Genomic DNA, 25510 nt, shown 5'->3' on the forward strand with positions numbered 1-25510 from the left:
AGCACGAGGCCCGGGTGGCCGCCCGCCCGCCACGATCCCGGGATCTGCCATGGACACGCCCTTGAACAACAACCACCACCGCGCTGCCCCGGAGGCGACGCCCTTGAACAACCACCACCCCGGCGCCCCCGAGGCGACGCCCGCCCAGGAGGCCCTGGACACCCTCGCCGAGAACACCGCCGACGCCGCCGCGCTGGAGACGCTCGCCGGGAGCGACGTCCTGGTGCCCGTGCCCGACGACGCCACCGACGCGGACGTCGCCGATCCCCACGCCGTGGCCCTGCCCGTCCTGGACGACCCCGAAGGCGGACAGGTGGTGCCGGTGTTCACCTCGGAGCTGGAACTGGCCGAACTCCTGCCCTCCGTCTCCCGCTACCGCCTCGTGCCGCTCGCCGCGCTCGCCTCCCAGTGGCCGTCGGGCGATCTGGACCTCGTCATCGACGCCGCCTCGCCGCACGGTCTGACGCTCACCTCCGAGGGCGTGCGCACGCTGCTGGCGCGGTAGCGGGGCCCGGCCGCGCGGCGAGCCCCACAACGGCACCGGCGCCGGGATCCACGGGGCTGGGGGCCGGGGGCCGGGGGCCGGGCGAAGGATGTCCGGATCCGTTCCTCGGAGAGGAGTGGCCCGGACCGCCCGGAAGGGAAGATCCCTGGAAAGCCGCCGCGGAGGAGTGGGGTTCCCTTGAGAGTCGTCCTGCTGGGTACGGCCGCCGCCGGCGGCTTCCCTCGGTGGAACTGCGCCTGCGCGCAGTGCTCGGCCGCCCGCGACGGAAAACTGCCCGCACGCACCCAGGAATGCGTCGCCGTCAGCGGCAACTCCCGCGACTGGTGGCTGCTCAACGCCTCACCCGACATCCGTACGCAGATCGACGCCACCCCCGCGCTCGCACCAGGGCCCGGGGGCACACCCGTGCGCGGAGTCCTGCTGACGGACGCCGGGGCCGGTCACACGACGGGGCTGACCGGACTGCACGGCGCCCCGGGACTGAAGGTCTACGCCTCGCCCCCCGTCCTCGCCGCGCTCTCCCCCCTGCGCCCCCTCCTCGACCACCCCGCCGCCTGGGCGTGGGCGGACGGCTTCACCGAGGGCGGGTTCGTCCTGGCCGGAGGCCTCGTCGTCAGTGCCCACGCGCTCGGCTCCAGGCCCCCCGGGCACATCACCGGGGCCCCCGCCGACGACCGCTGGGTGACGGCGTACCGGATCGAGGACCTGGCCAGCGGGGGCGTCCTCGTCTACGCGCCCTGCGTCGGCCGGTGGACGCCCGCGCTGGACCGGCTGCTCGCCGGGGCGACCTGCGTCCTGCTCGACGGCACCCTCTACGCGGCCGGCACGACGGACACCGCGGTACGGGCGCCCCGCGGGCGGACGGCGGCCACGTGGCACCTCCCGGTCTCCGGCGCGGACGGCAGTCTGGCGGCGCTGGCCCGTCACCCGGGCCCGCGCGTCGTCTACACCCACTTCGACAGCGCGAACCCGCTGCTCGATCCGGCCACGGACGCCCGCGCGTCGGTGACCGGGGCCGGCGCCGAGATCCTGCCGGACGGGGCGGAGCTCACGGTCTAGCCGGGTGGGGGGCGAGAGCCTTCACGGTGCAGCCGGGCGGCGGGCAGGAGCCCGCGGAGCAGGACGGGTCCGGGGATCAGCCGTGCAGCATGCGGGCGAGCACGGACCGCTGCAGGGGGAGGACCTCGGCGTGCAGCTCGCGGCCCTTCCGGGTCAGGGCGACCCACACCCCGCGGCGGTCCTCCTGGCAGACAGTGCGTTCCACCAGGCCGTCCTTCTCCAGCCGGCCGATGAGCCGGGACAGCGCGCTCTGGCTCAGATGGACCCGGTCCGCGATGTTCTGCACCCGGCAGTGCTCGCCGGGCTCCGCGACCGTCTCCGAGACGAGGATGTCCAGGACCTCGAAGTCACTGGCCCCCAGGCCGTGCGGATGCAGCGCGCGGTCGATCTCGCACATCGTGCGCGCGTGCACCGAGAGGATGTCCCGCCACCGCTCCTCCAGCCGGGAGCCGGGCGTCTGCGTTGCCATGACTGAACGGTAACAGAGATCCAGCCACTAGTTGAGTGTGCAACTAGTGCGCTTGCATCCAGCCGCCCGTCCACCCGTCCGTCCGTTCGCGACACCCGTTCGCGACACCCGTTCGCGGCACCCGAGCCCTCCGGTCGCCCGGTCGTCAGCCGGTGGGGTCCTGGATGAGCCCGTACATGTTGCCCTCCGCGTCCTTCACCGACGCGACCAGCCTGCCGTCGCCCACGTCCTGGAGGTCCTGGAGCGTCTCGGCGCCCGCGGCCAGCAGGGCCGCCAGGGTCGTCTTGATGTCGTCGACGTGCCAGAAGGGGACGGGACCGGTCAGACCCTTGGCGTGGCCGTTCGGGTCGAGGCCGACGTCCTGGCCCGCGTCCTTGAAGCCGACGTAGTACGGCTCGTCCACATAGGGCTCCACCCCGAGCAGCTGGGTGAACAGGGCCTTCGCCTTCTCGATGTCCTTGACGGGGTAGATGACGGTCTTGACTCCGGCGGTCATGGCGACTCCTGTGCGGTGCGTGGCGGCCGTCTCGGCCGGTCTCGTGCCGCCGTGGTTCCGGCGGTCCTCTCACGCTAGGCCGGGGGAGCCGGATACGGCTTCTCGAATCCTGACCGGTGCGCGGGACCGCCGGCGCGTTCCTCAGGCGGACTCGCGGCGCACCAGCTCCGTCGGCAGGATCACCGCCGCCGGGTCCTCGCCGCCGATCTGGGCGAGCAGGACCCGGACCATCTCGGAGCTGATGCGGTCCCAGGGCTGGCGGATGGTGGTGAGGGCAGGGGTGGCGGCCGTGGCGGCGGGGGAGTCGTCGAAGCCGCCGACCGCGACGTCCTCCGGGACCCGGCGGCCCGCCTTGCGCAGCGCGGTCAGCACGCCCTGGGCCATCAGGTCCGAGGCGACGAACACGGCGTCCATGTCCGGAGCGCGGTCGAGGAGCCGTTCGGCGCCCGCCTCACCGCTGGCGCGGCTGTAGTCGCCGGAGACGACGAGACGGTCGTCGGCCTCGACGCCCGCCTCGGCGAGCACCTCCCGGTACCCGGCCAGACGCTCGACACCGCCGGGGGTGTCCAGCGGTCCCGTGACCATGCCGATCCGGCGCCGCCCGAGGGAGAGCAGGTGCGTGACCATGTCCCGGGCGCCGTCGCGGTCGTCGGCGGCCACGTAACTCACCTTGGACCCGAGGCCGATCGGCTTGCCGCACGCGACGAGCGGCACACCCGCCCCGCGCAGTTCCTCGGCGACCGGATCGCCGGAGTGGCTGGAGACCAGCAGCACCCCGTCGACGTGGCCGGCCGTGATGTACCGCGTGATGCGCCGACGCTCGTCCTGGGTGCCGGCGAGCATCAGCAGGAGGGGGACGTCGTGCGCGGCGAGCGCCTGGGTGCAGCCGCGCAGCAGGACGTTGAAGTTCGGGTCCTCGAAGAACCGCTCCTGCGGCTCGGTCAGCAGGAAGCCGACCGAGTCCGACCGCCCGGTGATCAGTGAACGGGCGTGCCGGTTCACGACGTAGCCCGTCCTGCGGATGGCGGCGTTGACCGCCTCCGCCGCCGAGGGGCTGACGTAGTGCCCGCCGTTGAGCACGCGTGAGACGGTGCCCCGCGAGACACCCGCCTCACGCGCGACGTCGTGGATCGTCGGCGGCTTGCGCCGGCCCCCCGTGTTGCTCATGGTCACGACTTTACGGCTCCTGACAGCAGGTCGAGGCTCCAGAAGCGCTGGATGACCAGGAACAGCGCGACCAGCGGGACGATCGCGAGCAGGGCGCCGGTGATGACCAGGGTGTACAGGGCCGGGGTGTTGGAGCCCTGTTCGAGGAGCGTGAACAGGCCGAGGGTGATCGGGAACTTCTCGTCGTCGCTGAGCATGATGTAGGGGAGCAGGAAGTTGTTCCAGACGGCGACGAACTGGAACAGGAACACCGTGACCAGACCGGGCACCATCATGGGCAGCGCGATCCGGGTGAAGATCCGCCACTCCCCGGCGCCGTCCATCCGGCCCGCCTCGACCACGTCACCGGGGACGGCCGCGGCCGCGTAGATCCGGGCGAGGTAGACGCCGTACGGGGACAGGACGAGCGGCAGCAGCACGGAGGCGTACGAATCCGTCAGGTCCGCCTCGGCGAGGAGCAGGTACTGCGGGATCGCGAGGATCACCGGGGGCATGAGCACGCCCGCCATGAGGACGCTGAAGACGGTCTCGCGGCCCCGGAAGCGGTAGACGGCCAGGGCGTAGCCGCTGATCGCCGAGACGCCCGTCGACAGCAGGGCGCCGAGACCGGCGTAGAGCGCGGAGTTGCCCATCCACTTCCAGTAGATACCGTCGCGGTAGGCGTCGAGGTCCCTGACGTTCTGGGTGAACCCGGTGCCGGGCAGGAACGTGAACGTGGAGAACAGCTCGCGGCCCGACTTGGTGGCCGCGATCACCACCCAGGCGACGGGCAGCAGGCAGTAGAGCGCGCCGAGCAGCAGCGTCAGCGTCGGCACCAGCGCGATCCGGCCGCGCGGCGGCGGACCCTGGGCGGTGCCGGAAGCCGTGCCCGCGGCCGGTGCGGCCTCGCGGAGGGCGAGGGAACTCATCGTGCTTCCTCCTGCTTGGTACGGGAGTTCGCGGCGCGCAGGAAGCCGAAGGACAGGACCAGCGTGACCGCGGCGATGATCACGGCCTCGGCCGCGGCGGCGTAGACGTCACCGGTCTTGAACGCGTCCCGGTAGACCTTCATCAGCGGACTCCAGGTCGTGGAGACGGAGTTGGTGAGGGGTTTGAGGGTGGTCGGCTCGCTGAACACCTGGAGCGTGGCGATGATCGAGAAGAAGAAGGTGAGCACCAGGGAGGGCGCCACCATCGGGATCTTGACCCGCAGGGCGGTCTGCAGCGGGCCGGCCCCGTCCAGCTTCGCCGCTTCGAGCACCTCGGCGGGGATGGCCCGGAGCGAGGTGTAGATGACGATCATGTTGAAGCCGGTGCCGCCCCAGACCGCGATGTTCGACAGGGCGAGGTAGAGGGGGCCGCCGTCCAGCAGGTCCGGCTGCGGAAGGCCCAGCTCGTCGAGGACGAAGTAGAAGGGGCTGACGTCCGGGAGGTACAGGAAGCCCCACAGCAGGGCGGCCACGACGCCGGGGATGGCGTACGGCAGGAAGATCGCGAGCCGGGTGAAGGGGGCCAGGCGCACCTTCTCCGCGTCGAGCATGAGCGCGAAGAGGAGCGCGAGGCCGAGCATCACCGGCACCACGATGGCGCCGTAGCCGGCCACGCGCAGCGCGCCGTCGGCCAGCTCGCCGTCGGTCAGGGCGTCGGTGTAGTTCGTCAGGCCCGCCCAGACCTCGGTGCGGGCTCCGGCGCCCAGGCCGAGGCCCTTGACCCGCACCTTGTGCAGGCTCAGCCAGACCGCGTAGCCGATGGGCAGCGCGAAGAAGAGGACGAAGAGGACCGTCGCGGGGAGGAGGAAAAAGTAGGGGGCGCTTCGCGCTCGTTTGAGGGTGGTGGTGGGAGACGGGAGGGCGTACGGGGCCCCCTTGGCCCCGTACGGCCTCCGGCGTGCGCTGGTCACCGAGCGACCCCGAAGCCCTGCTTCTCCAGGTCGGCGACGGTGGTGTCCTGCATGGTCCTCAGGGCGGCACCGAAGTCCGACTTGTTCTTGGCGGCGGCGCCGAAGGCGTCGTTGAAGGAGGTGTAGGCGACGTTCACGTTCGGGCCCCAGGCGGAGGGGGCGGTGGTCTTCGCGATCTCCGAGGCCTTGGTGTAGAAGTCCGGCTGGTTGGAGAAGAAGGCCGGCGGCTGTGCGAACGCGTCACCGGTCTGCGCGCTCGTGGATGCCGGGTAGATGCCGCTCTCCTTCGCCAGCGCGGCCACCGCCTGCGGATCCGTGTTCAGCCAGGCGGCGAACTTCGCGGCGGCCGCCTTGTGCCGGGAGTCGGTGGTGACGGCCGTCGAGGAGCCGCCCCAACTGCCGGTGACGTTCTCGCCCGCCGACCACTGCGGCAGCGGGGCCATCGCCCACTTGCCCTTCGTCTGCGGGGCCGCCGTGGTCAGGGTGCCGGGCGCCCACACCGCGCTGACCCAGGCGATCTGCTTGCCGGTGTTCAGCGCCTTGTTCCAGGCCGGCTGGTACATCGGCTGGTTGTCGATCGCGCCCTCCTTGACGAGACCGCCCCAGAAGTCGGCGACCTTGCGGGTGGCCGCGTCGTCGATGCCGACCTTCCACTTGTCGCCGGAGGCGGTCCACCACTTGGCGCCCGCCTGCTGCGCGAGCCCCGCGAAGAGTCCGGAGTCGTTGGCGGAGAAAGTGGTCAGCGCCTTGTCCGGCGCCTTCTTCTTCAGCGCGCGGGCGGTCTCGGCGAACTGCTCCCAGGTCGTGGGGACGGTGAGGCCGTACTTCTTGAACAGGTCGGCGCGGTAGTAGAACATCATCGGGCCGATGTCCTGCGGGATCGCGTAGACCGCGTCCGTCCCGAGCGTCGTCTGCTGCCACACGCCCTCGGCGAACTTGGACTCGGCGTCCTTGGACTCCGCGGATATGTCGGCGAGCGCGTCGTTGCTGACCAGCGTCGGCAGCGCCTGGTACTCGGCCTGGACCAGGTCGGGCGCCTTCTTCGCCTTGTGCGCGGTGAGGATCTTGGTGATGAGCGCGTCGCCCGAGGCCTGCTTCTTCACCTCGACGGTGATCCGCTGCTGCTTGCCCGGCCCCTCGTTCCAGAGGTCGACGACCTTGTCCATGCCCGGCGCCCAGGTCCAGAACGTCAGTGTCGCGGGTCCGGACTGGGATTCGCTGCCGCCGTCGTCGGACGAGCCGCAGGCGACGAGCGAGGTGGCGCCGAGGACGACGGCGATGGTGCTGGCCACGAGGCGGTCGTGCTTCGTGATGGGCATGGAACGTTCTCCCCTGACCTGGGCCTCCGCCTGCTGCGGAGGCCTGCCCTGTTCTTGCGCGGTTCGCTTCCGGGGGTGCGCCTGCCGGTACCGGGACCGCGAGCGTGCGCCGGGCTCTTCGGGCCCCGCGCGCTCGCCCGCCGACACCTGAGCACCCCTTCGGCTCACTTGCCGTGCTTCTGTGAGCGTTCACAGTAGAGAAACATCCCGGACACTTGTCAATGGTTGTTGCTGTGCGGTTATGTTGGGCTCACGCCGCTGGCGCTGTGTGTGCACGTTCCCAAATGATCGATTACACGGGAGAGATCCATGCCGGAGACCAACCCCAAGGGCCTCACCGGGCTCGCCTTCGGTGGGGACTACAACCCCGAGCAGTGGCCGGAAAGCGTCTGGCCCGAGGACGTCCGGCTGATGCGCGAGGCGGGCGTCACGATGGTGAGCGTCGGGATCTTCTCCTGGGCCCTGATCGAACCGGCCCGGGGCACCTACGAGTTCGGCTGGCTCGACCGCGTCCTCGACCTGCTGCACGAGAACGGCATCCGCGCGGACCTGGGCACCCCGACCGTCGCGCCGCCCGCCTGGTTCTACCGCGAACACCCCGAGGCGCTCCCCGTGGCCGCCGACGGCACCCGCTACGCCTTCGGCTCACGCGGCGCCATCTGCCACAGCAACACCCACTACCGTGCCGCCGCCGCCTCCATCACGACCCGGCTCGCGACCCGGTACGCCGGCCACCCCGCCCTCGCCCTGTGGCACGTCCACAACGAGTACGGCGTCCCCGTCTCGGCCTGCTGGTGCGACTCCTGCGCGGCCCACTTCCGCCGCTGGCTGGCCGACACCTACGGGAGCGTCGACGAGCTCAACGACGCCTGGGGAACGGCCTTCTGGGGCCAGCACTACACCGCCTTCGACCAGGTCGACCCGCCGCGCACGACCCCGACCGTCGGCAATCCGGCGCAGGCGCTGGACTACAGGCGGTTCGCCGACGCGACCATGCGGGAGAACTTCACCGCGGAGCGGGACGTCCTCCACCGCCTGGCGCCCGGCGTCCCCGTCACCACCAACTTCATGACGGCCCTCAGCCAGTGCGACTCGGTCGACTACTGGGCATGGGGCCGCGAGGTCGACCTCGTCACCAACGACCACTACCTGATGACCGACGGGCGCCGGACCCACGTGAACCTCGCGATGGCCGCCGACCTCACCCGCTCCGTCGCGGGCGGCGCGCCCTGGCTGCTCCTCGAACACTCCACCTCGGGCGTCAACTGGCAGCCCCGCAACCCCGCCAAGGCACCCGGCCAGATGGCCCGCAACTCCCTCTCCCACGTGGCCCGCGGCTCCGAGGGCGCCATGTTCTTCCAGTGGCGGCAGTCCCGCAGCGGCGCCGAGAAGTTCCACTCCTCGATGCTGCCGCACGCCGGCACCGACTCGCGCGTGTGGCGCGAGGTGGTCGAACTCGGCGCCGCCGTCGACTCGTTGAGCTCCCTCAAGGGCACCCGGACGGTCGCCGACGTGGCCGTTCTGTGGGACTGGCAGTCCTGGTGGGCGCAGAGCCTGCAGTGGCGCCCGAGCGAGGACCACGACGCCCGCGAGCGCGCCGACGCCTTCTACGAGGCCCTCTACGACCGTCACCTCACCGTCGACTTCGCCCACCCCGAAGCCGACTTGTCGGCCTATCCCCTTGTCGTCGTCCCCGCCCTCTACCTGATGACCGAGGCCGCCGGGAACAACCTCAGGGAGTACGTCGAGCGGGGCGGCACCCTCCTCGTCTCCTACTTCTCCGGCATCGTCGACGAGCACGACGCCGTCCACGAAGGTCCTCATCCCGGCGCCCTGCGGGACGTACTCGGCCTGACCGTCGAGGAGTTCTCCCCACTGCTCCAGGGGGAACTCGTCCGGATCACCGGGCCCGACGGCTCCGAACTCACCGGCGACGTGTGGTCCGAGTTCGTGGTGCCGCGCGGTGCCGAGACCGTGTGGACGTACGCGAACGGACTCGCCGCCGGGCATCCGGCGGTCACCCGGCACCGCAGCGGATCGGGTTCGGCCTGGTACGTGTCCACGCGCCTCGCGGCCGAGGGCCTCGACGCCCTGATCGGCCGGGTGGCCGACGACGCGCGCGTCGCCCCGCGCGCCGACGTGCCCCGCGACGTCGAAGTGGTCCGCCGCACGGGGGATTCGGGCACCTACGTCTTCGCCGTCAACCACACCGCGTCCGACGCCAAGGTGCCGCTGGACGCGCACGGCACCGAACTCCTCACGGGCGAACGCGCCGCGGGCCGGCTGGCGGTCCCGGCGGGCGCGGTACGGGTCGTACGCCTCGACGCGTGACGGGCCGTGGGCCGTACGGGGAGTCCGCCCGTGCGGCCCGGCAGACCAGCCCGTGACGTACGGGACTCGACCGGGTTCCTCGGTCGACCCGGCTCCGCAGAAAAGACGTCTCCCCGCTCCGGCCCGGCCAGCTCGTCCGGCACGGGTCCGGCCGGCCCTGCCTCTTCCGGCCCTGTCCCCGCCCGCCGGAACGGGCCCTTCATCCGCCCTCCGAGTCAGCGCACTCGACGGCGGTCCCGACTCCCCTCCGCCCGTGCGAGCCGTGAAGCCGCGGGCGGAGGGGTTCGCCCCCGCTCCACCCCCGATCCACCCCGGATCCCCTGGGGGCACCTCTCCCCACCACGTCGAAGGGACGACGGACGATGCTGTTCCATCCCGGACGCACACTCAGGGCCCTGCTGCTCCCGCTCACAGCGGGGCTCGCCCTGGCCACGCTCCCCGCGCAGACCGCGCACGCGGCGAGCACCCCGACCAACGCCGGATTCGAGGCCGACGGGGCCGGCGTCGCCGTGCCCGGCGGCTGGTCGGAGTCCGGCTCCACCGGCGCCTCGTACGTCGAGGCCGGCGGCCACGGCGGGAGTTACCGCCTCAGCCACTACTCCGCCTCGGCCTACAAGGCCGAGACCTACCAGACCCTCACCGGGCTGACCAACGGCAGCTACAAGCTCACCGCCTGGGTGCGCTCGGGCGGCGGACAGAACTCCGCCTACCTCGCCCTGAAGAACTGCGGCGGCACCGAGCAGCGCACCGACCTGCCGGTCTCCACCAGCGGATGGATCCACCTCGCCGTGCCCGTCTCCGTGACGAACAACCAGTGCACGATCAGCGTCTACTCCGACGCCAACGCCGGGAACTGGATCAACGTCGACGACCTGGCGTTCACCTCCGGCACCACCGGACTGTCCGTCAAGGGCTCCGACATCTCCTCCCTCGCCAAGAGCGAGGCCTACGGCGGTGTCTACAAGACGAGTTCCGGCACCACCGGCGACGCGCTCGCCATCCTGAAGTCCGCCGGGATGAACTACGCGCGCCTCAAGGTCTGGGTGAATCCGGCCGACGGCTACAACAACAAGGCCCGCGTCCTCGCGACGGCCAAGCGCGTCAAGGCGCAGGGCATGAAGCTCCTGGTCGACTTCCACTACTCCGACACCTGGGCCGACCCCGGCACCCAGACCAAGCCCGCCGCCTGGGCCGGACACACGTACAGCCAGCTCAAGACCGACGTCCACAGCCACACGTACGACGTACTGAACGCCCTCAAGTCGCAGGGCACCACGGCCGACATGGTCCAGATCGGCAACGAGATCAACGGCGGCATGCTCTGGTCCGAGGGCTCCACGGACAACTTCGCGCAGCTCGCCGGACTCCTCAACTCCGGCTACGACGCGGCCAAGGCGGTCAGCTCCTCCACCGTCGTGGCGCTGCACCTCGCCAAGGGCGGCGATCTCACCGGCACCCGCTGGTGGTTCGACACCGCCCTCGCCAACGGCGTGAAGTTCGACGCCATCGGCCTGTCCTACTACGGCTACTGGCACGGCTCGCTCTACGACTTCCAGACCACCCTGGACGACGCGGCCTCCCGCTACGCCAAGCCGGTGTTCCTCGCCGAGACGGCCTACCCCTTCCGTCTGGACAGCGACGACGCGCTCGTCAACCAGATCGACACGACCGGCGAACTGGTCTCCGGCTACGCGGCCACGACCACCGGGCAGTCCAACTGGCTGCGCGACGTCATGAACATCGTGGAGGCCGTGCCGAACGGCCGCGGTCTCGGCGTCTTCTACTGGGAGGCCACCTGGACGGCGGTCACCGGCAACGGCTGGGACCCGGCCGACGCCTCCTCCGGCAACGGATGGGAGAACCAGGCCCTGTTCGGCTTCGACGACAAGGCGCTTCCGGCCATGTCCCTGTTCGGCCACCGCTGAGCGTCCAGGCCTGTCGTCGCGAGGCAGAGGGGAATGTGACGACAGGACCTGCGGGGTCCGGCCGCCGGTGCGGCCGGACCCCGCGCGTTTTCCGGGCCGTCCGGCTCCGGCCAGGGTCGCGGGAAGTCCGTGCGTGCCGCCGCCGGCTGCGGGACAGTGGCGGGAGACCGCCACGACGGAGGGGGACGAGATGCTGAGAGGACCCGGCAACGGCCACAGACTGGACATCCTGGAGTGGTTGCGCACCCCCGCGGCGCACTTCCCGCCGCAGCGCGGCGCCGACCCCGTCGAGGACGGTGTCAGCCCCGAGGCCCTCGCCGTCAAACTCGGAGTGAGCCGGGCAGTGGCGCGCACCCACCTCGACCTCCTCGCCGGAGTCGGTCTCCTGCGTGCCAAGAAGCTGGGGCGGCACACCTACTACCGCCGCGACGAGTACCGTATCGCCGAAGTGAGCTGCTACTTCGAGAAGGGCTGGTAGAGCACGTGGGAGACGGGTCCGGTACGGCCACAGCCCTTTCGCCCCGGCGCGCGGTGGCACTCGGCGGCCGCGGCCCCGAGGACGTGGTGGCCGACTCCAGGGGCGGGGTGCTGACCGGTCTGGAGGACGGCCGCATCGTACGCGTCGAAGGACTCGGGGACCCCGACCGCACCACGGTCCGGGTCGTCGCCGAGACGGGCGGCAGACCGCTCGGTCTCGAACTCCTTCCGGACAACGCCCTGTTGGTGTGCGACGCCGAACGCGGACTGCTGCGGGTCGGCCTCGGGGACGGAGTCGTCCGTGTCCTCGCCGACCGGGTCGCCGGTGTCCCGCTGCGCTTCTGCAGCAATGTGGTCGCCCTCTCGGACGGCACCGTGTACTTCACCGTCTCCAGCCGGAGTTACCCCCTGAAGCGGTGGATCGGAGATCTCGTCGAGCACACCGGATCCGGTTGTCTGCTGCGTCTCGCGCCGGGGGAGTCGGAACCCGAAGTGCTTCTGGAAGGACTGCAGTTCGCCAACGGTCTCGCCTCCTCGGCCGACGAGTCGTTCCTCGTCCTGGCGGAGACCGGCCGGTTCCGTCTCGTCCGCCACTGGCTCACCGGGCCGCTCGCGGGCCGGTCCGAGGCCTTCGCCGACGACCTCCCCGGCCAGCCGGACAACCTGTGGCGGGCCCCGGACGGACCGATCTGGGTGGCACTGGCGGGTCCCCGCGTCGGCGCCCTGGAACTCCTGCACCGCCGGGGCCCGGCCGTCCGGCGTGCCGCGGCCCGCATCGCCGTACGGGCGCCCTTCAGGCCGCCGGGCACCACGGGCGTCCTCGCGGTCGACGACGACGGCACCGTCGTGCACCACCTGGAGAGCCGCCGGGCGCGGTTCCGGATGGTGACCAGTGCCTGTGAGTCCGAGGGCCGACTGATCCTCGGAAGCATCTGGGAGAGGGGCCTCGCGGTCTGCGATCTTCCCGGTGCCACCGGCTGAGCGGCCCGGCCCTCCGGGGGAGGCCGAGTGCGCGGACCGGGTGTGCGCGGCCCGCGCGCCCGGCGTTACCCTGGTCACGAGCCGCGATCTTGCAGCGCGGCACGGCGGTGGGGCCCGCCGTACCCGAACCGCGGCGCGGATGCCGCCAACGGTCCCTGCTTGCGATGCCGTGTGCCCGCACCGGCCCGGCGAGTAGGAGCACCCGAGCCCATGACGGTCCCGCACCCCGAACACGTCGGCGAGCCCGGTAGCCCCGTCCGCGCGCGCAGGGCGTCCTTCCGGCACGGCCAGGGCCCGGTCGTCGCGGCGGTCGCGCTGGGCGGCACCATCGGCGCCACGGCCCGCTACGGCGCGGGACTGCTGTGGCCCACGCCGGACGGCGCCTTCCCCTGGACCACGTTCACGATCAACGTCGTGGGCTGCGCCGCCATCGGCGTGCTCATGGCGGTGGTCACCGACGTACGGGCGGTGCATCGCCTCGTGCGTCCCTTCCTCGGCACCGGAGTCCTCGGCGGATTCACCACCTTCTCGACGTACGCCGTCGACATCCGCGACCTGGTCGACACGGGCCACCCGGGCACCGGGCTCGGCTATCTCGCCGCGACGCTGTGCGCGGCGCTCGCGGCGGTGTGGCTCGGGACCACGGTCACCCGCCGCGCCCTGGCACGGAGGCGGCGATGACGAGGACGACCGGCAGAGCCCTGAGGCTGACGGTGCTGATCGGCGAGAACGACACCTGGCACCACAAGCCGCTCTACGCGGAGATCGTGCACCGCGCCCACGCGGCGGGCCTCGCGGGCGCCAGCGTCTTCCGGGGCATCGAGGGGTTCGGCGCCTCCTCGCTCGTCCACACCTCGCGGCTGCTCTCGCTGAGCGAGGACCTGCCGGTGGCCGTGGTCGTCGTGGACACCGAGGAGCGGGTCCGGGCGTTCCTGCCGCAGCTCGACGAACTCGTCACCGAGGGCACGGTGGTCCTCGACCCCTGCGAAGTCATCCGTCACACGGGCCGCCGCGAAGCGTCCGACGACGGCTCCGGCGCGGCCGACGGTTCCGGTGCTCCCGACGACGGCTCCGGCGCGGCCGGCGGTCCGTCCGCGGAAGGCGGTGCGCCGCGGTGAACTGGCTGCTGGTGATGATCGGTGCCGCGGTGGGCGCACCCCTGCGGTACCTGACCGACCGGGCGGTGCAGCTCAGGCACGACACGGTCTTCCCCTGGGGCACCCTCGTCGTGAACGTGACGGGGTGCCTGGTCCTCGGGCTGCTGACCGGCGCCGCCTCGGCGGGGCAGGTGCCGGAGCACCTGCGACTGCTGATCGGGACCGGTCTGTGCGGGGCGCTGACCACGTACTCGACGTTCTCCTACGAGACCCTTCGGCTGAGTGAGACGGGTGCGGCGTTCTACGCTGCCGCCAACGTGATCGTGAGTGTGACCGCGGGCCTGGGCGCGGCGTTCGCCGGGGTTTCGGTCGCACAAGCTTTGTGGACGTAGTTGCCGGGTGACCTCGGGATTGGGTAACACTGTCCCCTGCACCGTCTACAGCACTGTCGACCAACTCCTCAGAACTGGATGCCATGAGCGCCATCAACGTCGGTCAGGCCGTCGTCCTCGGAATCGTCGAGGGGGTGACCGAATTCCTTCCCGTCTCCTCGACCGGCCACCTCAAGATCACCGAGGGTCTGATGGGGATCCCTGTCAAGAACGACGCCGTCGTCGGCTTCTCCGCGGTCATCCAGGTCGGCGCCATCGCCGCCGTGCTCCTGTACTTCTTCAAGGACATCGTGCGGATCGTCTCCGCCTGGGGGCGCGGCCTGCGGGACAAGGAGCAGCGGCACAGCCACGACTACAAGTTCGCCTGGTGGGTCATCTACGCGACGATCCCGATCGTGGTCGTCGGCCTGGGTGCCAAGAGCCTCATCGAGGGTCCGCTCGCCTCGCTGTGGGTGGTGGCCGGTTCGCTGATCGTCGGCAGTGGTGTGATGTGGGCGGCCGACCGGATGGGCCGCCACAAGCGCGGTGAGGACGACACCTCGTTCAAGGACGCGATGCTGGTCGGCAGCTCCCAGATCCTCGCCCTGCTCTTCCCGGGCTTCTCGCGCTCCGGCGCCACCATGTCGACGGCGCTCATCCTCGACCTGGACCGCGTCGCCGCCACCCGGCTCTCCTTCTTCCTCGGCATCCCGGCCCTGACCGGTGCCGGCCTGTACGAGCTGAAGGACGCGGGCGCCGGTGTGGGCGCCGTTCCGCTGATCACCGGCACCGTCGTGTCGTTCGTGGTCGCCTACGCCTCCATCGCCTGGCTGCTGAAGTTCGTCGCCAAGCACTCCTTCAACGCCTTCGTGATCTACCGGATCGTCATCGGCGTGCTGCTCTTCGGGCTGCTGGGCACGGGAGTGCTCGAGAGCTGACACCGCCCGCCCCGGTGGCGGGCGGACCGGGCCACAAGGCCGGCGGACCGGGCGGGCGGCACAATGGCGATCATGCCCGGGAAAACGCCGTACCCGTCCTCCCAGACCTTCCAGCCGGTCCTGGAGCGCATCGCCACCGAGATCGCGCAGACCCCGGGACGCGGCCGGCCCGCCGACTACATCCCTGCGCTGGCGGCCTGCGACCCACGCCGCTTCGGCATGGCCGTCGCGGAACCCGACGGCACGGTGTACGGCGTGGGGGACTGGCGGCAGCCGTTCTCCACCCAGTCCATCACCAAGGTCTTCACGCTCGCCCTCGACCTGGCCCGCGAGGGCGACACCCTGTGGGAGCACGTCGGGCGGGAGCCCTCCGGCAACCCGTTCAACTCCCTGGTCCAGCTCGAGTACGAGAACGGCATCCCGCGCAACCCGTTCATCAACGCCGGGGCCCTCGTCGTCACCGACCGGCTGCAGACCCGTACCGGCGACGCGTCCGGCGTCCTGCTGGAGTTCCTGCGGGCGGAGAGCGGCAACGCGCGGCTCGGTTTCGACAGGGACATCGCCGCCTCCGAGACCGCGAACGGCGACCGCAACGCGGCACTCGCCCACTTCATGGCGTCGTACGGCAACATCGACAACCCGGTGCCGGTCCTGCTCGACCAGTACTTCCTGCAGTGCTCGATCGCCGCCTCCTGCGCCGATCTCGCCCTCGCCACCGGATTCCTGGCCCGGCACGGCATCCGCTCCGACGGTACCCGGCTGCTCTCCCGGAGCCAGGCCAAGCAGGTCAACGCGATCATGCTGACCTGCGGGACCTACGACGCCGCGGGCGACTTCGCCTACCGGGTCGGGCTTCCGGGCAAGAGCGGGGTGGGCGGCGGCATCATCGCCGTGGTGCCCGGCCGGTGCACCCTGTGCGTCTGGAGCCCCGGTCTCGACGAACGCGGCAACTCGGTGGCGGGCGTGGCCGCCCTGGACCGCTTCACGACCCTCACCGGCCTGTCGGTGTTCTGAATCCCGTCACACCACACGGAGGTCACGCCCCGGACCCCGTCCGGAGAGGGCCGCGTCGCCTTCCGGCCACTCGGCGTCGACACGCTTGCGGAGTGTCGGCCATGGCTTTTCCCGTCGATCTCCGCCGCTGCCAGGCCCTGGGGCTGGCCGGTACCGCCGTCCTCGCGCTGGGCGGCGGGACCGCGGGGGCCCTGCCCGCGCGGGACCTCCTCGCCCCCGGGTCGGGGCGTGCCGTACTCGGCCTGGTCGGGGTGTACTTCGGGGTCGTCCTGCTGATAGCCGCCTGGACGCTCCTCGGCACCGTCGTGCGCGGGCCCGAACCGCCGGCCCCGCGTGCCCTGCTGCTCGTCCTGGCCACCTGGGCTGCGCCGCTGCTGCTCGCGCCACCGCTCTTCAGCCGGGACGTCTACAGCTATCTCGCGCAGGGCGCCATGGTCGACGCCCACATCGACGTCTACGTCTACGGACCCGCGCGGCTCGGCGGTCCGCTCGCCGACGAGGTGGCCCCCGTGTGGCGGAGCACGACGACGCCGTACGGCCCGGTCTTCCTCGCCGTCGCCCGCGGACTGTCCTCGCTGACCCGAGGGGAGATACCGGCCGGGCTCCTCGGCATGCGCGTGGTCGCCCTGCTCGGCGTCGCCCTGATGGCGGCGGCCCTGCCCCGCCTCGCCCGGCACAGCGGCGCCGATCCGGCCGCCGCGCTGTGGCTGGGCGTGCTGAACCCCCTGGTCCTGCTGCACCTGGTGGCCGGCGCCCACAACGACGCCGTCATGCTCGGGCTGCTCGGCGTCGGCCTGCTGGCCGCGCGAGGCCGGTGGCCCGTCGCGGGCGTCGTCCTGGTCACCCTCGCGGCCCTCGTCAAGGCACCCGCCGCGCTCGGCCTGGTGGCGGTGATCGCCCTGCGCGGGCGCGGGCGGGGGCGCTCGGGCATCGCGCGGGCCACGGCGGTCACCGTGGCGGCCGCGGCCGCGACGACCGTCGCCGCGACGGCCGTGGCCGGTACGGGCTACGGCTGGCTAGCAGCCCTGAAGACCCCGGTCTCGCCGCACAACTGGTCACCCACCAGCGTCCTCGGGCGTGCCACCGGCACCCTGCTCCAGAAGCTCGGCAGCGGACTCGCGCCGTTCGCGATGCCCGCCTGGCACACCGCCGGACTCCTGGTGACCGTGGGGCTGCTGCTGTTCATATGGCTGCGGCTGCGCCCGCACCCGGTCTACGCGCTGGGCCTGAGCCTGGCCGCGGTGGCGGTGTTCGGTCCGGCGGTCCGGCCGTGGTACGCGCTGTGGGGCCTGTTCCTCATCGCGGCGGCCGCGCCCACCGGTTCGGTGCGCGGCCGGGTCGCGGCCGTCAGCGCGGTGCTCGCGCTCGCCGTACTGCCGAGCGGGTCGCCGGCGGACGCAGGACAGGTGGTCCTCGCCGTCTCGGGGGGCCTGCTCGCGCTCGTCGTGCTCTGGCAGGCCCACCAGGCGGCGCGGCCGCAGGCACCGGCACTGGAGCGGACGGCATGACGGAGGACACGGAGCGGGGAACGGACCCGGGCGGGACGAGAGGCGCGGGGGAGACGAACGGGGCGACCGGGCCGAGGGCGACCGGGACGAGGGCGACGGGCGCGAGGAGCACGACGACGGGGACGGAGACGACGACGGGGACGGAGACGACGACGGGGACGACGGGAGCGCGGGCACCGGCCGGTAGAGGGGCCTTCGGCGGCACGGCGGCGCTGTCGGGCACCGACCGCAGGCGACTCCTCCTCGTCCTCGCGCTGGTGCTCGCCGTCGGCGTGTTCACGGTCACCGTGCCGCTGCTGCGCGACTGGTTCGACCTGCGCGTGTACTACGGGGCGGTCGACACCTGGGTGCACCACGGCGGCAGCATCTACGACTACCGGGTGCCGGGCACGACGTACGGATTCACCTACCCGCCGTTCGCGGCCGTCGGCATGCTGCCGATGGCGCTGGTCGGGCTCCGCACGGCGATCGCCGTCGCCCTGCTGCTCAACCTCGCGGCCCTGGCTCTGATCGTGGGCGTCCTGGTCGGGCCCGAACTGCGCCGCTACGGCTGGTTCGGCTGGGCTCTGGCCGCCTGTCTGCTGGCGCTGTTCGAACCGGTCCGTGACACCTTCAGCTTCGGCCAGGTCAACCTGGTGCTGCTCGCCCTCGTGCTCGGCGACGCCTGGCTGCTGTCCGGAGGGCGAGGCCGCCGGGCGGGCGTCGGTATCGGTTGGGCGGGTGTCGGCATCGGTCTGGCCGCGGCGATCAAGCTCACGCCCGCGCTGTTCATCGCGCTGCTGCTGCTCGGCCGCCGCCGGCGGGCCGCCGGAGTCGCCACGGCCGTCGCCGCGGCGGCCACCGCGCTGGCGGCCTGGGCGGCGCCCGGCGCCTCGCGCTTCTACTGGACCGACGCGCTGTGGGACACGACCCGCATCGGGCGCCTGGACTACGTCTCCAACCAGTCGCTGCAAGGGGTGCTGGCCCGGCTCGTGGCGCCGGAGGAGCCGAGCGGGGCGCTGTGGGCGACCGTGGCCCTGCTGGTCCTGTGCGTCTGGGCGCGGCGGACCTCGCGCGCCCTCGCGGGCGAGGACTGGACGGCCGCCTTCGCCCTGACCGGGCTGGCCGCCTGTCTCGTCAGCCCGATCACCTGGGTGCACCACCTCGTCTGGCTGCTGCCGTCCTTCGCCGTTCTGCTGCGGCGACGCAGGCCGCGGGTCGCGGCGGCCCTGTACGCGGTGCTGTGCAGCAGCGTGGTGTGGCTGTGGTTCGACGACGCGTCGGGACTCGACGGTTTCCTCGGCGGCAACACCTATGCGTGGATCACCTTCGGGCTGCTGCTGTGGCTGCCGGTGGGTCAGCCGCGCCCGGACCGGCCCGCCCTGAGCCGCAGGGCCAGTGCGACGCCCGCCGTGCCCAGCACGGCGGCACCGGCGATCCCGGCCGTGCCGGACCAGCCCGGTCCCGGCTCCTCGGAGGCCGCGGCGGCCGGCCGCGCCGATCCCGTGGGTGCGGTGGCCGCGGGGCGGGGGGCGCGTCCGGGTCGCCCGGCGGATCCGGCGGCGGAGGGCCCGGCCGCGGAAGGCCCGGCCGCGGGGACGGAGGGTGCCTCGGGCAGCGTCCCCACGGGATCGACACGGCCGGCCGCCGCGAAGCCCCAGTCGAGCAGCGAGCGCGCCTCCTCGTACACGGCCGTCCCGCCGCCCGCCTGAGGGTTCATCACGGTGACGACGAGGGTGCGCGTGCCGTGCTCGGCGGCGGCGACCAGGGTGTTCCCCGCGTTGGTGGTGTAGCCGTTCTTGACACCGATCAGACCCGGGTACCGCTCCACCCCGTTCGCCCCGGTGAGCAGCCGGTTGGTGTTCTGGATCCCGTACGAGGAGTCGCCCTCGCCGGGGAACGTCGCCTCGGCGGTGGAGCAGTACCGGGCGAAGTCGGGGTCGAGCAGTCCGGCCCGTCCGAACACGGCCAGGTCGTACGCGGACGAGACCTGGCCGGGTGTGTCGTACCCGTCGGGCGAGACGACGTGGGTGTCGTTCGCGCCGAGGGAACGGGCCTTGGCCTGCATCTGGGCGGCGGTGCTCGTCCAGCCGCCGTTCATCGAGGCGAGCACGTGCACGGCGTCGTTGCCGGAATTGAGGAAGACACCGCGCCACAGGTCCGCGACCCGGTACGTGATGCCCTCGGCCACGCCGACCATGCTGCTGCCCGCGCCGATGCCCTCCAACTCCTGCTCCTTGACGGTGTGCAGGGTGCTGCCGGGCAGCATCGGCAGGAGGGTGAGGGCGAACAGGGTCTTGAGGGTGCTCGCGGGCGCCAGCCTGCGGTGGGCGTCGTGCGAGGCGAGGATGTCGCCGGTGCGGGCGTCGGCCACCACCCAGGACAGCGCGGAGACGTTCTCGGGGACCCCGGGCGCGCCGGGCCGGGGCCGTACCTGCGTACCCGGCTGGTCGAGCGGCGAACGCGGCGGCGCGGCGGGCCGGGGCGCCGCGGGGCCCGCCCCGGCGAGCGCGGTGGCCGGGCTCTGCGCCGCGGCCAGCAGACCGGCCGCGCAGACGGCGGAGCAGGTCAGGGCGGCGCGCGTGACCGAGGAGTGAGAAGCGACGGTCCGGAATGAGAATCCGATAGTCATACCGCAAACGTAGGAACGGATGCGGGACACGCCGGGGTGGCCGGGCCGAGTGGCGGCATCGAGCACCCGGATGCCACAGACCCGGAACACGGCCCCGGAACGCGGGTTCGGAATACGGGCCCGGGGCTCGGGTTCGGAATGCGGGCCCGGGACGCGGGCCCGCACCGGCGCGGCGCGTGGGGGCGGGGTCAGGACGGCAGGGTGGGCTGGATCAGGCGCAGGAAGGCCGCGTTGTCCGGGGTGGCGCGCAGCCGTTCCAGGAGCGTTTCCAGGCCGGTCCGCCCGTCCCGCGTCGACAGGGCGCGGCGCAGCCCCCGTACGGCGGTCGACTCCGCCGGCGGCAGCAGGAGTTCCTCGCGGCGGGTGCCGGAGGAGGTGATGTCGGCCGCGGGGAAGACGCGCCGGGCGGCCAGGGCCGGGTCCAGCCGGAGTTCCATGTTGCCGGTGCTCTTGAGCTCCTCGAAGAAGAGGTCGTCGGCGCGGGAACCGGTCTCCACCAGGGCGGTGGCGAGGATGGTGAGCGAGCCGCCCTCCTCGGCGAGGCGCGCCGCGCCGAAGAGCCGCTTGGGGCCCTGGAGGGCGGTGACGTCGACTCCGCCGCTGAGCGTGCGCCCCCTGCCCGCGGCCGCGTTGTTGTGCGCCCGGCACAGCCGGGTGAGCGAGTCGAGCAGGATCACGACGTCCTGGCCCGCTTCGACGAGCCGCTTGGCCCGCTCGACGACGAGCTCGGCGAGCGCGATGTGCTGCCCGGGCGTCTGGTCGAAGGTGGAGGCGTAGACCTCGCCGCGTACGGAACGCCGCATGTCGGTGACTTCCTCGGGGCGTTCGTCGAGGAGCACCACCATCAGACGGCATTCGGGGTGGTTGCCCGCCACGGCGGCGGCGATCTGCTGGAGCAGGACCGTCTTGCCGGTCTTGGGCGGGGCGACGATCAGTCCGCGCTGGCCCTTGCCGACCGGCGAGACCAGGTCCGTGACGCGTCCGGTCAGACCGCTCGCCGGGTGCTCCAGCCGGAGCCGGTCACGCGGGTGCAGCGGGGTCAGGTCCTTGAAGTGCGGGCGGCGGCGCCGCTCTTCGGGCGTGCGGCCGTCGACCCGTTCGACCTCGGTGAGGGTCCGGGGCCCGCCGCGCAGCCCTTCCACGGCGTCGCCCTTGCGCAGTCCGTGACGACGGATCAGCGCGGGGGAGACCTGGAGGTCGTCGGGTGACGGCAGGAGGTCCGCGGAGCGCAGGTGCCCCTTCCCGTCGCCGTCGATGTCGAGGACACCGGCGGCGGTCCGGGCCTGGGGCCGCTGCCGCGCAGGGGGGTGTTCGAGTGTGGTGGTCATGGGATGTCCTCTCACGGACGGAGTCGCACGGGCGTGCGTGGGGAAGGGAGGAGGCCGCTGGGACAGGGCGCGGGGCGCACCTCGGCGGGGCGGGAACACCACCTCGGACGCGACGGGAGGAATCCCCGGCGGTATGCGGGAGGCGGTGTGAAGAAGCCGGTCCACCGGTCGGAATCGACGGCGTGGCGGCGGGAGGAGGGAACTGGCACCGGCGCCTGAAGAGGAGGCGTACACGAATGCTGCTCGCAGAGTACCACCAGTTGGAGCGGTCCGGGTGCGGTCCGCGTCTCAGGAGGCGGACGTACGGTGTCCGGCACCGCGCCGTGCGATCGGCCGCGGGCCGTCCGTGCCGGGGTGTCCTCCGCAGTCCACGAGAGCGGCGCGCCGGCCCTGTTCGGGCGCACGATGGGGAAGCGGGCGGTCGGCCTGCGCGTGGTCGGGGAGGAAGGCGGAGCACGCCCGGGCCCGCGGAGCACTGAGGGCGCTGGTCTTCCGGGTGCTGCACGGATTTTCGTGGCTCGTCCTGGTCAGGGCCGTGGACCTGGTCCTGTTCCTCAGAGCCGGACCGCAGCGCCGGCTCCTGGCCGATCGGTTCGCGGGAACCCGGGTGGTCCCGGCCGAGGACCGCGGCCACTCACGTTGCCCAGGTGCCTTCGACGGGGTCGGTCGGGCGTGCGGGCGGGGAGCAGCGGCCTCTGCGAGGTCCTCGGCCCGCACGGCCGGTCGCCGGACTCACCGCCGCCCGGGAGCCTCGATGGCGAGCACGCGATCGCGCAGGACGGGGAGTTCGGAGCGCATCCGGGCGACCTGGGCCATGTCGCATTCCACCGTCAGGGTCTCCTCCGCGGTGCCGGCCTCGCCGAGGGCGGTTCCCCAGGGGTCGACGACCACGCTGTGGCCGGCCTGCAGCATGTCGCCGTGGGTGCCCGTCGCACAGCAGGCCAGGAGAAAGACCTGTTCCTTCAGGGCCCGCGTGCGGGTCAGGAACCGCCAGTGGGTGAGCCGGGCCGCGGGCCACGCGGCGGGTACGACGATCAGCTCCGCGCCCGCGTCGAGCAGGCCCCGGAAGAGTTCGGGGAAGCGCAGGTCGTAGCAGATGGCGAGGCCGACCATGCCGAAGTCGGTGGGCACGGTGACGATGTCGTCGCCCCCGCCCATCAGGGTCGCCTCGCCGGTGTCGAAGCCGTACCGGTGGATCTTGCGGTACCGGCCCCGCAGGTCGCCTGACCGGTCGAACAGCAGGGCCGTGTTGTACAGGGTTCCGTCCTCGTCCCGCTCGACGACGGATCCGGCGTGCAGCCACACCCCGGCCTCGCGGGCCGCGGCCGACATGGCCGCCGCGGTGGGGCCGTCGACCCCCTCGGCGTCGTGTTCCCAGCGGTCGTAGGCCCACGCGCCCGCGGCCCACAGCTCGGGCAGGACCACGAGGTCGTCGCCCGCCCGGTCACGCACCAGCGAGGCCGCCCGGCGGCGGCGCTCGTCCGCGCTGTCCGAGGAGTCCACGGACAGCTGTACCAGCGAGGCACGCATGGCTCTCACCTCCGGGACCGCGTCCGCGCGGCCCAAGGAAACCCGTCCCTACGAGCGTAAGGAGACACCCGCGCTTCCCGCTCCCCGTAGCCGCCCACGGCCGTGACCCCGGCGGGGTCTTCCGGCCCCCTCCGAAGGGTGCGGCCGCCGGGCCGTCCGGCGCCGGCGCGGGTGTCCGAGGACGTCCGGCGACAGCCGCTCGGCCGTCCGCTTCCCCGGCGGTCGCAACGGCGGCCCGACCCGCCCGAAGGGGCTTCGCCGAGCTGCTGCGCGCGCCGCTCTGAGCAGGCACAATCGGTCGTCGTACGACGCCCGGTGGGGTCGTACGACCGTCAACTCGGCCCAGCAGCAAGGAGAACACGGTGGACACCTCGTCCGTCACACCGCACCGAATGGACCCCGCGGGTGGCTGCCCGCACGCCGACAACGCGCGGCTGCTCGCACGCGGTGCCGTCGCGACGGTGGTACTGCCCGGTGAGGTGGAAGGCGCGGTGGTGCTCGGGCACGAGGCGCTGAAGGAATTCCTCGCGCACCCCGAAGTCGCCAAGGGGGCCCAGCACTTCACCGCCCTGCGCGAGGGACGCATAGCCGACGGCTGGCCGCTCATGACCTTCGCCACCGTGCAGGGGATGACGACCGCCGACGGGGACGACCACCGGCGCCTGCGGTCCCTGGTCAGCAAGGCGTTCACCCTGCGCAGGGTCGAGCAACTACGGCCCCGTGTCGAAGAACTGACCTCGCGTCTGCTCGACGGTCTGCACGTCGCGGCCCTGGAGGGCGGGGGAGCGGCCGACCTGCGCGCTCACTTCGCGCTCCCGCTGCCGATGGGCGTCATCGGTGAACTCCTCGGCGTCGACGCCGAGTACCGCGACCGGCTCCACCACCTGACGAACCAGGTCGTCGCCACCGACATCGGCCCCGAGCAGGCCGTCGCCGCCAACCGTGAGATGGTGGCCGTGCTGAGCGCCGTCGCGGCCGCTCGCGCGAAGGACCCGGGCGACGACCTCACCAGCGCGCTGATCGCCGCCCGCGACGAGGACGGCGACCGGCTCAGCCAGCCGGAACTCCTCGGCACCCTGGTACTCATGATCATCGCCGGGCACGAGACCACCCTGAACCTGATCACCAACGCCGTACGGGCGCTGTGCGGACACCGGGACCAGCTCGCGTCGGTCCTCGCGGGTGAGGCGAGCTGGGAGGACGTCGTCGAGGAGACCCTGCGCTGGAACGCGCCCGTCAGCTACTTCCCGTTCCGTTACCCGGTGCGCGACCTGACCGTCGACGGGACCGTCATCCCCCGGGGCACACCCGTGCTCGCGGGCTACTCGGCGGCGGGCCGCGACCGGGCCGCCCACGGACCGGACGCCGACCGCTTCGACGTCACCCGCCCCCGGCGGCCCGGCGCCGTCCGCCACCTCTCCCTCGGGCACGGCGCCCACTACTGCCTCGGCGCGCCGCTCGCCCGGATGGAGGCGACCGTCGCCCTGGAGCGGCTGTTCACCCGCTTCCCCGGTCTCGACCTCGCCGTGCCGGAGACGGAGCTCACCCAGCAGGCCAGCTTCGTCGGCAACAGCGTCCGGGTCCTTCCCGTGCGGCCCGGCACCCCCCGCGGCTGACGGCGTACGGAAAAAGTTCTCGCCGCCCGTCGATCCGCCCGGGCGCCGTTCGTCGGTGGGGTGCAGGAAGCTCACGAGTACCAGGAGGAACCATGAAGTACATGCTGCTGGTCTGCGGCGACGACACGGCCGACGCCTCGGGGATGGCGCCCGTCGAACCGTGGGTCGAGGAGATGGGCGCCGAGCGTGGCGTCCGGCTGCACGGCCACCGGCTCCGGCTGCCCGCCGACGCGGTCACCGTCCGGGTGCGCGACGGCGAAGTGCTGCGCACCGACGGGCCGTTCGCCGAGACCAAGGAGTACATCGCCGGCTTCGACCTCCTCGAGTGCGCCGACATGGAGGAGGCGGTCGAGGCCGCGGCGAAGCACCCCGTCGCGACGATCGGCGCCATGGAGATCCGCCCGTTCTGGTACGACGAGGACCCCGAGGGCGACATCCGCCGCCTCGACTCCGAGCTCACGAAGGCCCTGCGCGAACGGGACGTCGACCGGGCCATGGCCTGCTACGCCCCCGACGTCGAGGTGTTCCACCCCGAGGCCGGCAGGGAAGGGAGCGGCGCCGACGCCCTGCGCAAGGCGGAGGAACAGTGGTTCGCGACGCTCGCGGGCCCCGCCGAGCGCGAGGTGCTCGACTTCCGGCTGCGGGTCGACGAGAGCGTCGCCTTCAGCCACGCCCTGGTGCGGCTGCGCGCCCCGCTCGTCGACGGCACGGCACTGGACACCACCGCACGCGTCACCACGGGCTACCGCGCGGTCGGTGACAGCTGGCGGATCGTCCACCAGCACACGTCCGTGCCGGCCGCCGCGGACCACCCGTCCGCCGGGGACGCGCGGTCGTGAAGTCCGGGGAGACAGGGGAGGCGAGGTCGTGAAGTCGGGGGAGGCGAGGT

General features: G+C 72.5%; 23 protein-coding genes and 1 pseudogene. 15 read left to right on the plus strand and 9 right to left on the minus strand.

Going from position 1 to position 25510, the window contains the following annotated elements; all coding sequences use genetic code 11:
- The first annotated feature begins 49 nt into the window (after positions 1-49).
- Positions 50-505 (plus strand): SseB family protein, encoded by a 456-nt coding sequence (locus ACFW6B_RS11170; protein WP_386594419.1) that lies wholly within the window; start codon positions 50-52, stop codon positions 503-505.
- A gap of 177 nt (positions 506-682) precedes the next feature.
- Positions 683-1564 carry a pyrroloquinoline quinone biosynthesis protein PqqB gene (pqqB, locus tag ACFW6B_RS11175; RefSeq protein ID WP_386594421.1) on the plus strand — a complete coding sequence of 294 codons (882 nt, stop codon included), beginning with the start codon at positions 683-685 and terminating at the stop codon, positions 1562-1564.
- 76 nt (positions 1565-1640) lie between these two features.
- Here the strand turns inward: pqqB and ACFW6B_RS11180 are convergent, their stop codons facing one another.
- From ACFW6B_RS11180 to ACFW6B_RS11205, 6 genes are all read right to left on the minus strand, one after another.
- Positions 1641-2033 (minus strand): MarR family winged helix-turn-helix transcriptional regulator, encoded by a 393-nt coding sequence (locus ACFW6B_RS11180; protein WP_386594423.1) that lies wholly within the window; start codon positions 2031-2033, stop codon positions 1641-1643.
- A 145-nt stretch (positions 2034-2178) separates the two neighbouring features.
- Positions 2179-2529: a VOC family protein gene (locus ACFW6B_RS11185; protein ID WP_386594425.1), complete on the minus strand. Its 351-nt coding sequence runs from the start codon at positions 2527-2529 to the stop codon at positions 2179-2181.
- A gap of 141 nt (positions 2530-2670) precedes the next feature.
- Positions 2671-3702: a LacI family DNA-binding transcriptional regulator gene (locus ACFW6B_RS11190; protein WP_386594427.1), complete on the minus strand. Its 1032-nt coding sequence runs from the start codon at positions 3700-3702 to the stop codon at positions 2671-2673.
- Complete coding sequence (locus tag ACFW6B_RS11195; protein ID WP_386594429.1) at positions 3699-4604, minus strand: carbohydrate ABC transporter permease; 906 nt, start codon at positions 4602-4604, stop codon at positions 3699-3701. The genes ACFW6B_RS11190 and ACFW6B_RS11195 overlap by 4 nt, the downstream gene beginning before the upstream one ends.
- Positions 4601-5575, minus strand: a complete 975-nt coding sequence (locus ACFW6B_RS11200; protein WP_386594431.1) for a carbohydrate ABC transporter permease — start codon at positions 5573-5575, stop codon at positions 4601-4603. The genes ACFW6B_RS11195 and ACFW6B_RS11200 overlap by 4 nt, the downstream gene beginning before the upstream one ends.
- On the minus strand, positions 5572-6894 hold the full coding sequence (locus tag ACFW6B_RS11205) for an ABC transporter substrate-binding protein (RefSeq protein WP_386594433.1): 1323 nt from the start codon (positions 6892-6894) through the stop codon (positions 5572-5574). Before ACFW6B_RS11205 ends, ACFW6B_RS11200 begins: the two co-directional genes overlap by 4 nt.
- A 309-nt stretch (positions 6895-7203) precedes the next feature.
- Here ACFW6B_RS11205 and ACFW6B_RS11210 point away from each other — a divergent pair, with 309 nt between their 5' ends.
- The 11 genes from ACFW6B_RS11210 (at position 7204) to ACFW6B_RS11260 (ending at position 19227) form a co-directional block, all read left to right on the plus strand.
- Positions 7204-9225, plus strand: coding sequence for a beta-galactosidase (locus tag ACFW6B_RS11210; protein WP_386594435.1), 2022 nt, complete (start codon positions 7204-7206; stop codon positions 9223-9225).
- A gap of 365 nt (positions 9226-9590) precedes the next feature.
- On the plus strand, positions 9591-11150 hold the full coding sequence (locus tag ACFW6B_RS11215) for an arabinogalactan endo-beta-1,4-galactanase (protein WP_386594650.1): 1560 nt from the start codon (positions 9591-9593) through the stop codon (positions 11148-11150).
- Between the two features lie 190 nt (positions 11151-11340).
- A complete protein-coding gene (locus tag ACFW6B_RS11220) occupies positions 11341-11628 on the plus strand; it encodes an ArsR/SmtB family transcription factor (RefSeq protein WP_386594437.1) in 288 nt (95 codons plus the stop codon).
- A gap of 5 nt (positions 11629-11633) precedes the next feature.
- Complete coding sequence (locus tag ACFW6B_RS11225) at positions 11634-12608, plus strand: SMP-30/gluconolactonase/LRE family protein (protein WP_386594439.1); 975 nt, start codon at positions 11634-11636, stop codon at positions 12606-12608.
- Positions 12609-12818: 210 nt separating this feature from the next.
- The gene (gene crcB / locus ACFW6B_RS11230) at positions 12819-13289 is read left to right on the plus strand and encodes a fluoride efflux transporter CrcB (protein WP_386594441.1); all 471 of its coding nucleotides are present in this window, start codon (positions 12819-12821) and stop codon (positions 13287-13289) included.
- Complete coding sequence (locus ACFW6B_RS11235; RefSeq protein WP_386594443.1) at positions 13286-13726, plus strand: DUF190 domain-containing protein; 441 nt, start codon at positions 13286-13288, stop codon at positions 13724-13726. Before crcB (ACFW6B_RS11230) ends, ACFW6B_RS11235 begins: the two co-directional genes overlap by 4 nt.
- Complete coding sequence (gene crcB / locus ACFW6B_RS11240; protein ID WP_386594444.1) at positions 13723-14097, plus strand: fluoride efflux transporter CrcB; 375 nt, start codon at positions 13723-13725, stop codon at positions 14095-14097. Before ACFW6B_RS11235 ends, crcB (ACFW6B_RS11240) begins: the two co-directional genes overlap by 4 nt.
- 83 nt (positions 14098-14180) lie before the next feature.
- On the plus strand, positions 14181-15014 hold the full coding sequence (locus tag ACFW6B_RS11245; RefSeq protein ID WP_386594446.1) for an undecaprenyl-diphosphate phosphatase: 834 nt from the start codon (positions 14181-14183) through the stop codon (positions 15012-15014).
- A gap of 72 nt (positions 15015-15086) precedes the next feature.
- Positions 15087-16028: a glutaminase gene (locus tag ACFW6B_RS11250; RefSeq protein WP_386594448.1), complete on the plus strand. Its 942-nt coding sequence runs from the start codon at positions 15087-15089 to the stop codon at positions 16026-16028.
- Positions 16029-16129: 101 nt separating this feature from the next.
- Complete coding sequence (gene mptB, locus ACFW6B_RS11255; RefSeq protein WP_386594450.1) at positions 16130-17536, plus strand: polyprenol phosphomannose-dependent alpha 1,6 mannosyltransferase MptB; 1407 nt, start codon at positions 16130-16132, stop codon at positions 17534-17536.
- A complete protein-coding gene (locus tag ACFW6B_RS11260; protein ID WP_386594452.1) occupies positions 17533-19227 on the plus strand; it encodes a glycosyltransferase 87 family protein in 1695 nt (564 codons plus the stop codon). Before mptB ends, ACFW6B_RS11260 begins: the two co-directional genes overlap by 4 nt.
- 59 nt (positions 19228-19286) lie before the next feature.
- On the opposite strand, the pseudogene ACFW6B_RS11265 reads toward ACFW6B_RS11260, so the two are convergent.
- The 3 genes and pseudogenes from ACFW6B_RS11265 to ACFW6B_RS11275 form a co-directional block, all read right to left on the minus strand.
- Positions 19287-20147 (minus strand): annotated as a pseudogene (locus ACFW6B_RS11265) (D-alanyl-D-alanine carboxypeptidase family protein); the annotation flags it as partial.
- A 188-nt stretch (positions 20148-20335) separates the two neighbouring features.
- Positions 20336-21475 carry a transcription termination factor Rho gene (gene rho / locus ACFW6B_RS11270; protein WP_386594454.1) on the minus strand — a complete coding sequence of 380 codons (1140 nt, stop codon included), beginning with the start codon at positions 21473-21475 and terminating at the stop codon, positions 20336-20338.
- A 732-nt stretch (positions 21476-22207) separates the two neighbouring features.
- Positions 22208-23005, minus strand: coding sequence for a nitrilase-related carbon-nitrogen hydrolase (locus ACFW6B_RS11275; RefSeq protein WP_386594457.1), 798 nt, complete (start codon positions 23003-23005; stop codon positions 22208-22210).
- Between the two features lie 392 nt (positions 23006-23397).
- Between ACFW6B_RS11275 and ACFW6B_RS11280 the strand changes: the two genes are divergently transcribed.
- Together ACFW6B_RS11280 and ACFW6B_RS11285 are read left to right on the plus strand one after the other, a co-directional pair.
- Positions 23398-24621: a cytochrome P450 gene (locus ACFW6B_RS11280; protein ID WP_386594652.1), complete on the plus strand. Its 1224-nt coding sequence runs from the start codon at positions 23398-23400 to the stop codon at positions 24619-24621.
- A 92-nt stretch (positions 24622-24713) separates the two neighbouring features.
- On the plus strand, positions 24714-25460 hold the full coding sequence (locus ACFW6B_RS11285; protein ID WP_386594459.1) for a nuclear transport factor 2 family protein: 747 nt from the start codon (positions 24714-24716) through the stop codon (positions 25458-25460).
- Positions 25461-25510 lie beyond the last annotated feature (50 nt).

It is taken from the genome of Streptomyces sp. NPDC058751 (genome assembly GCF_042746485.1).
Lineage (GTDB): Bacteria > Actinomycetota > Actinomycetes > Streptomycetales > Streptomycetaceae > Streptomyces.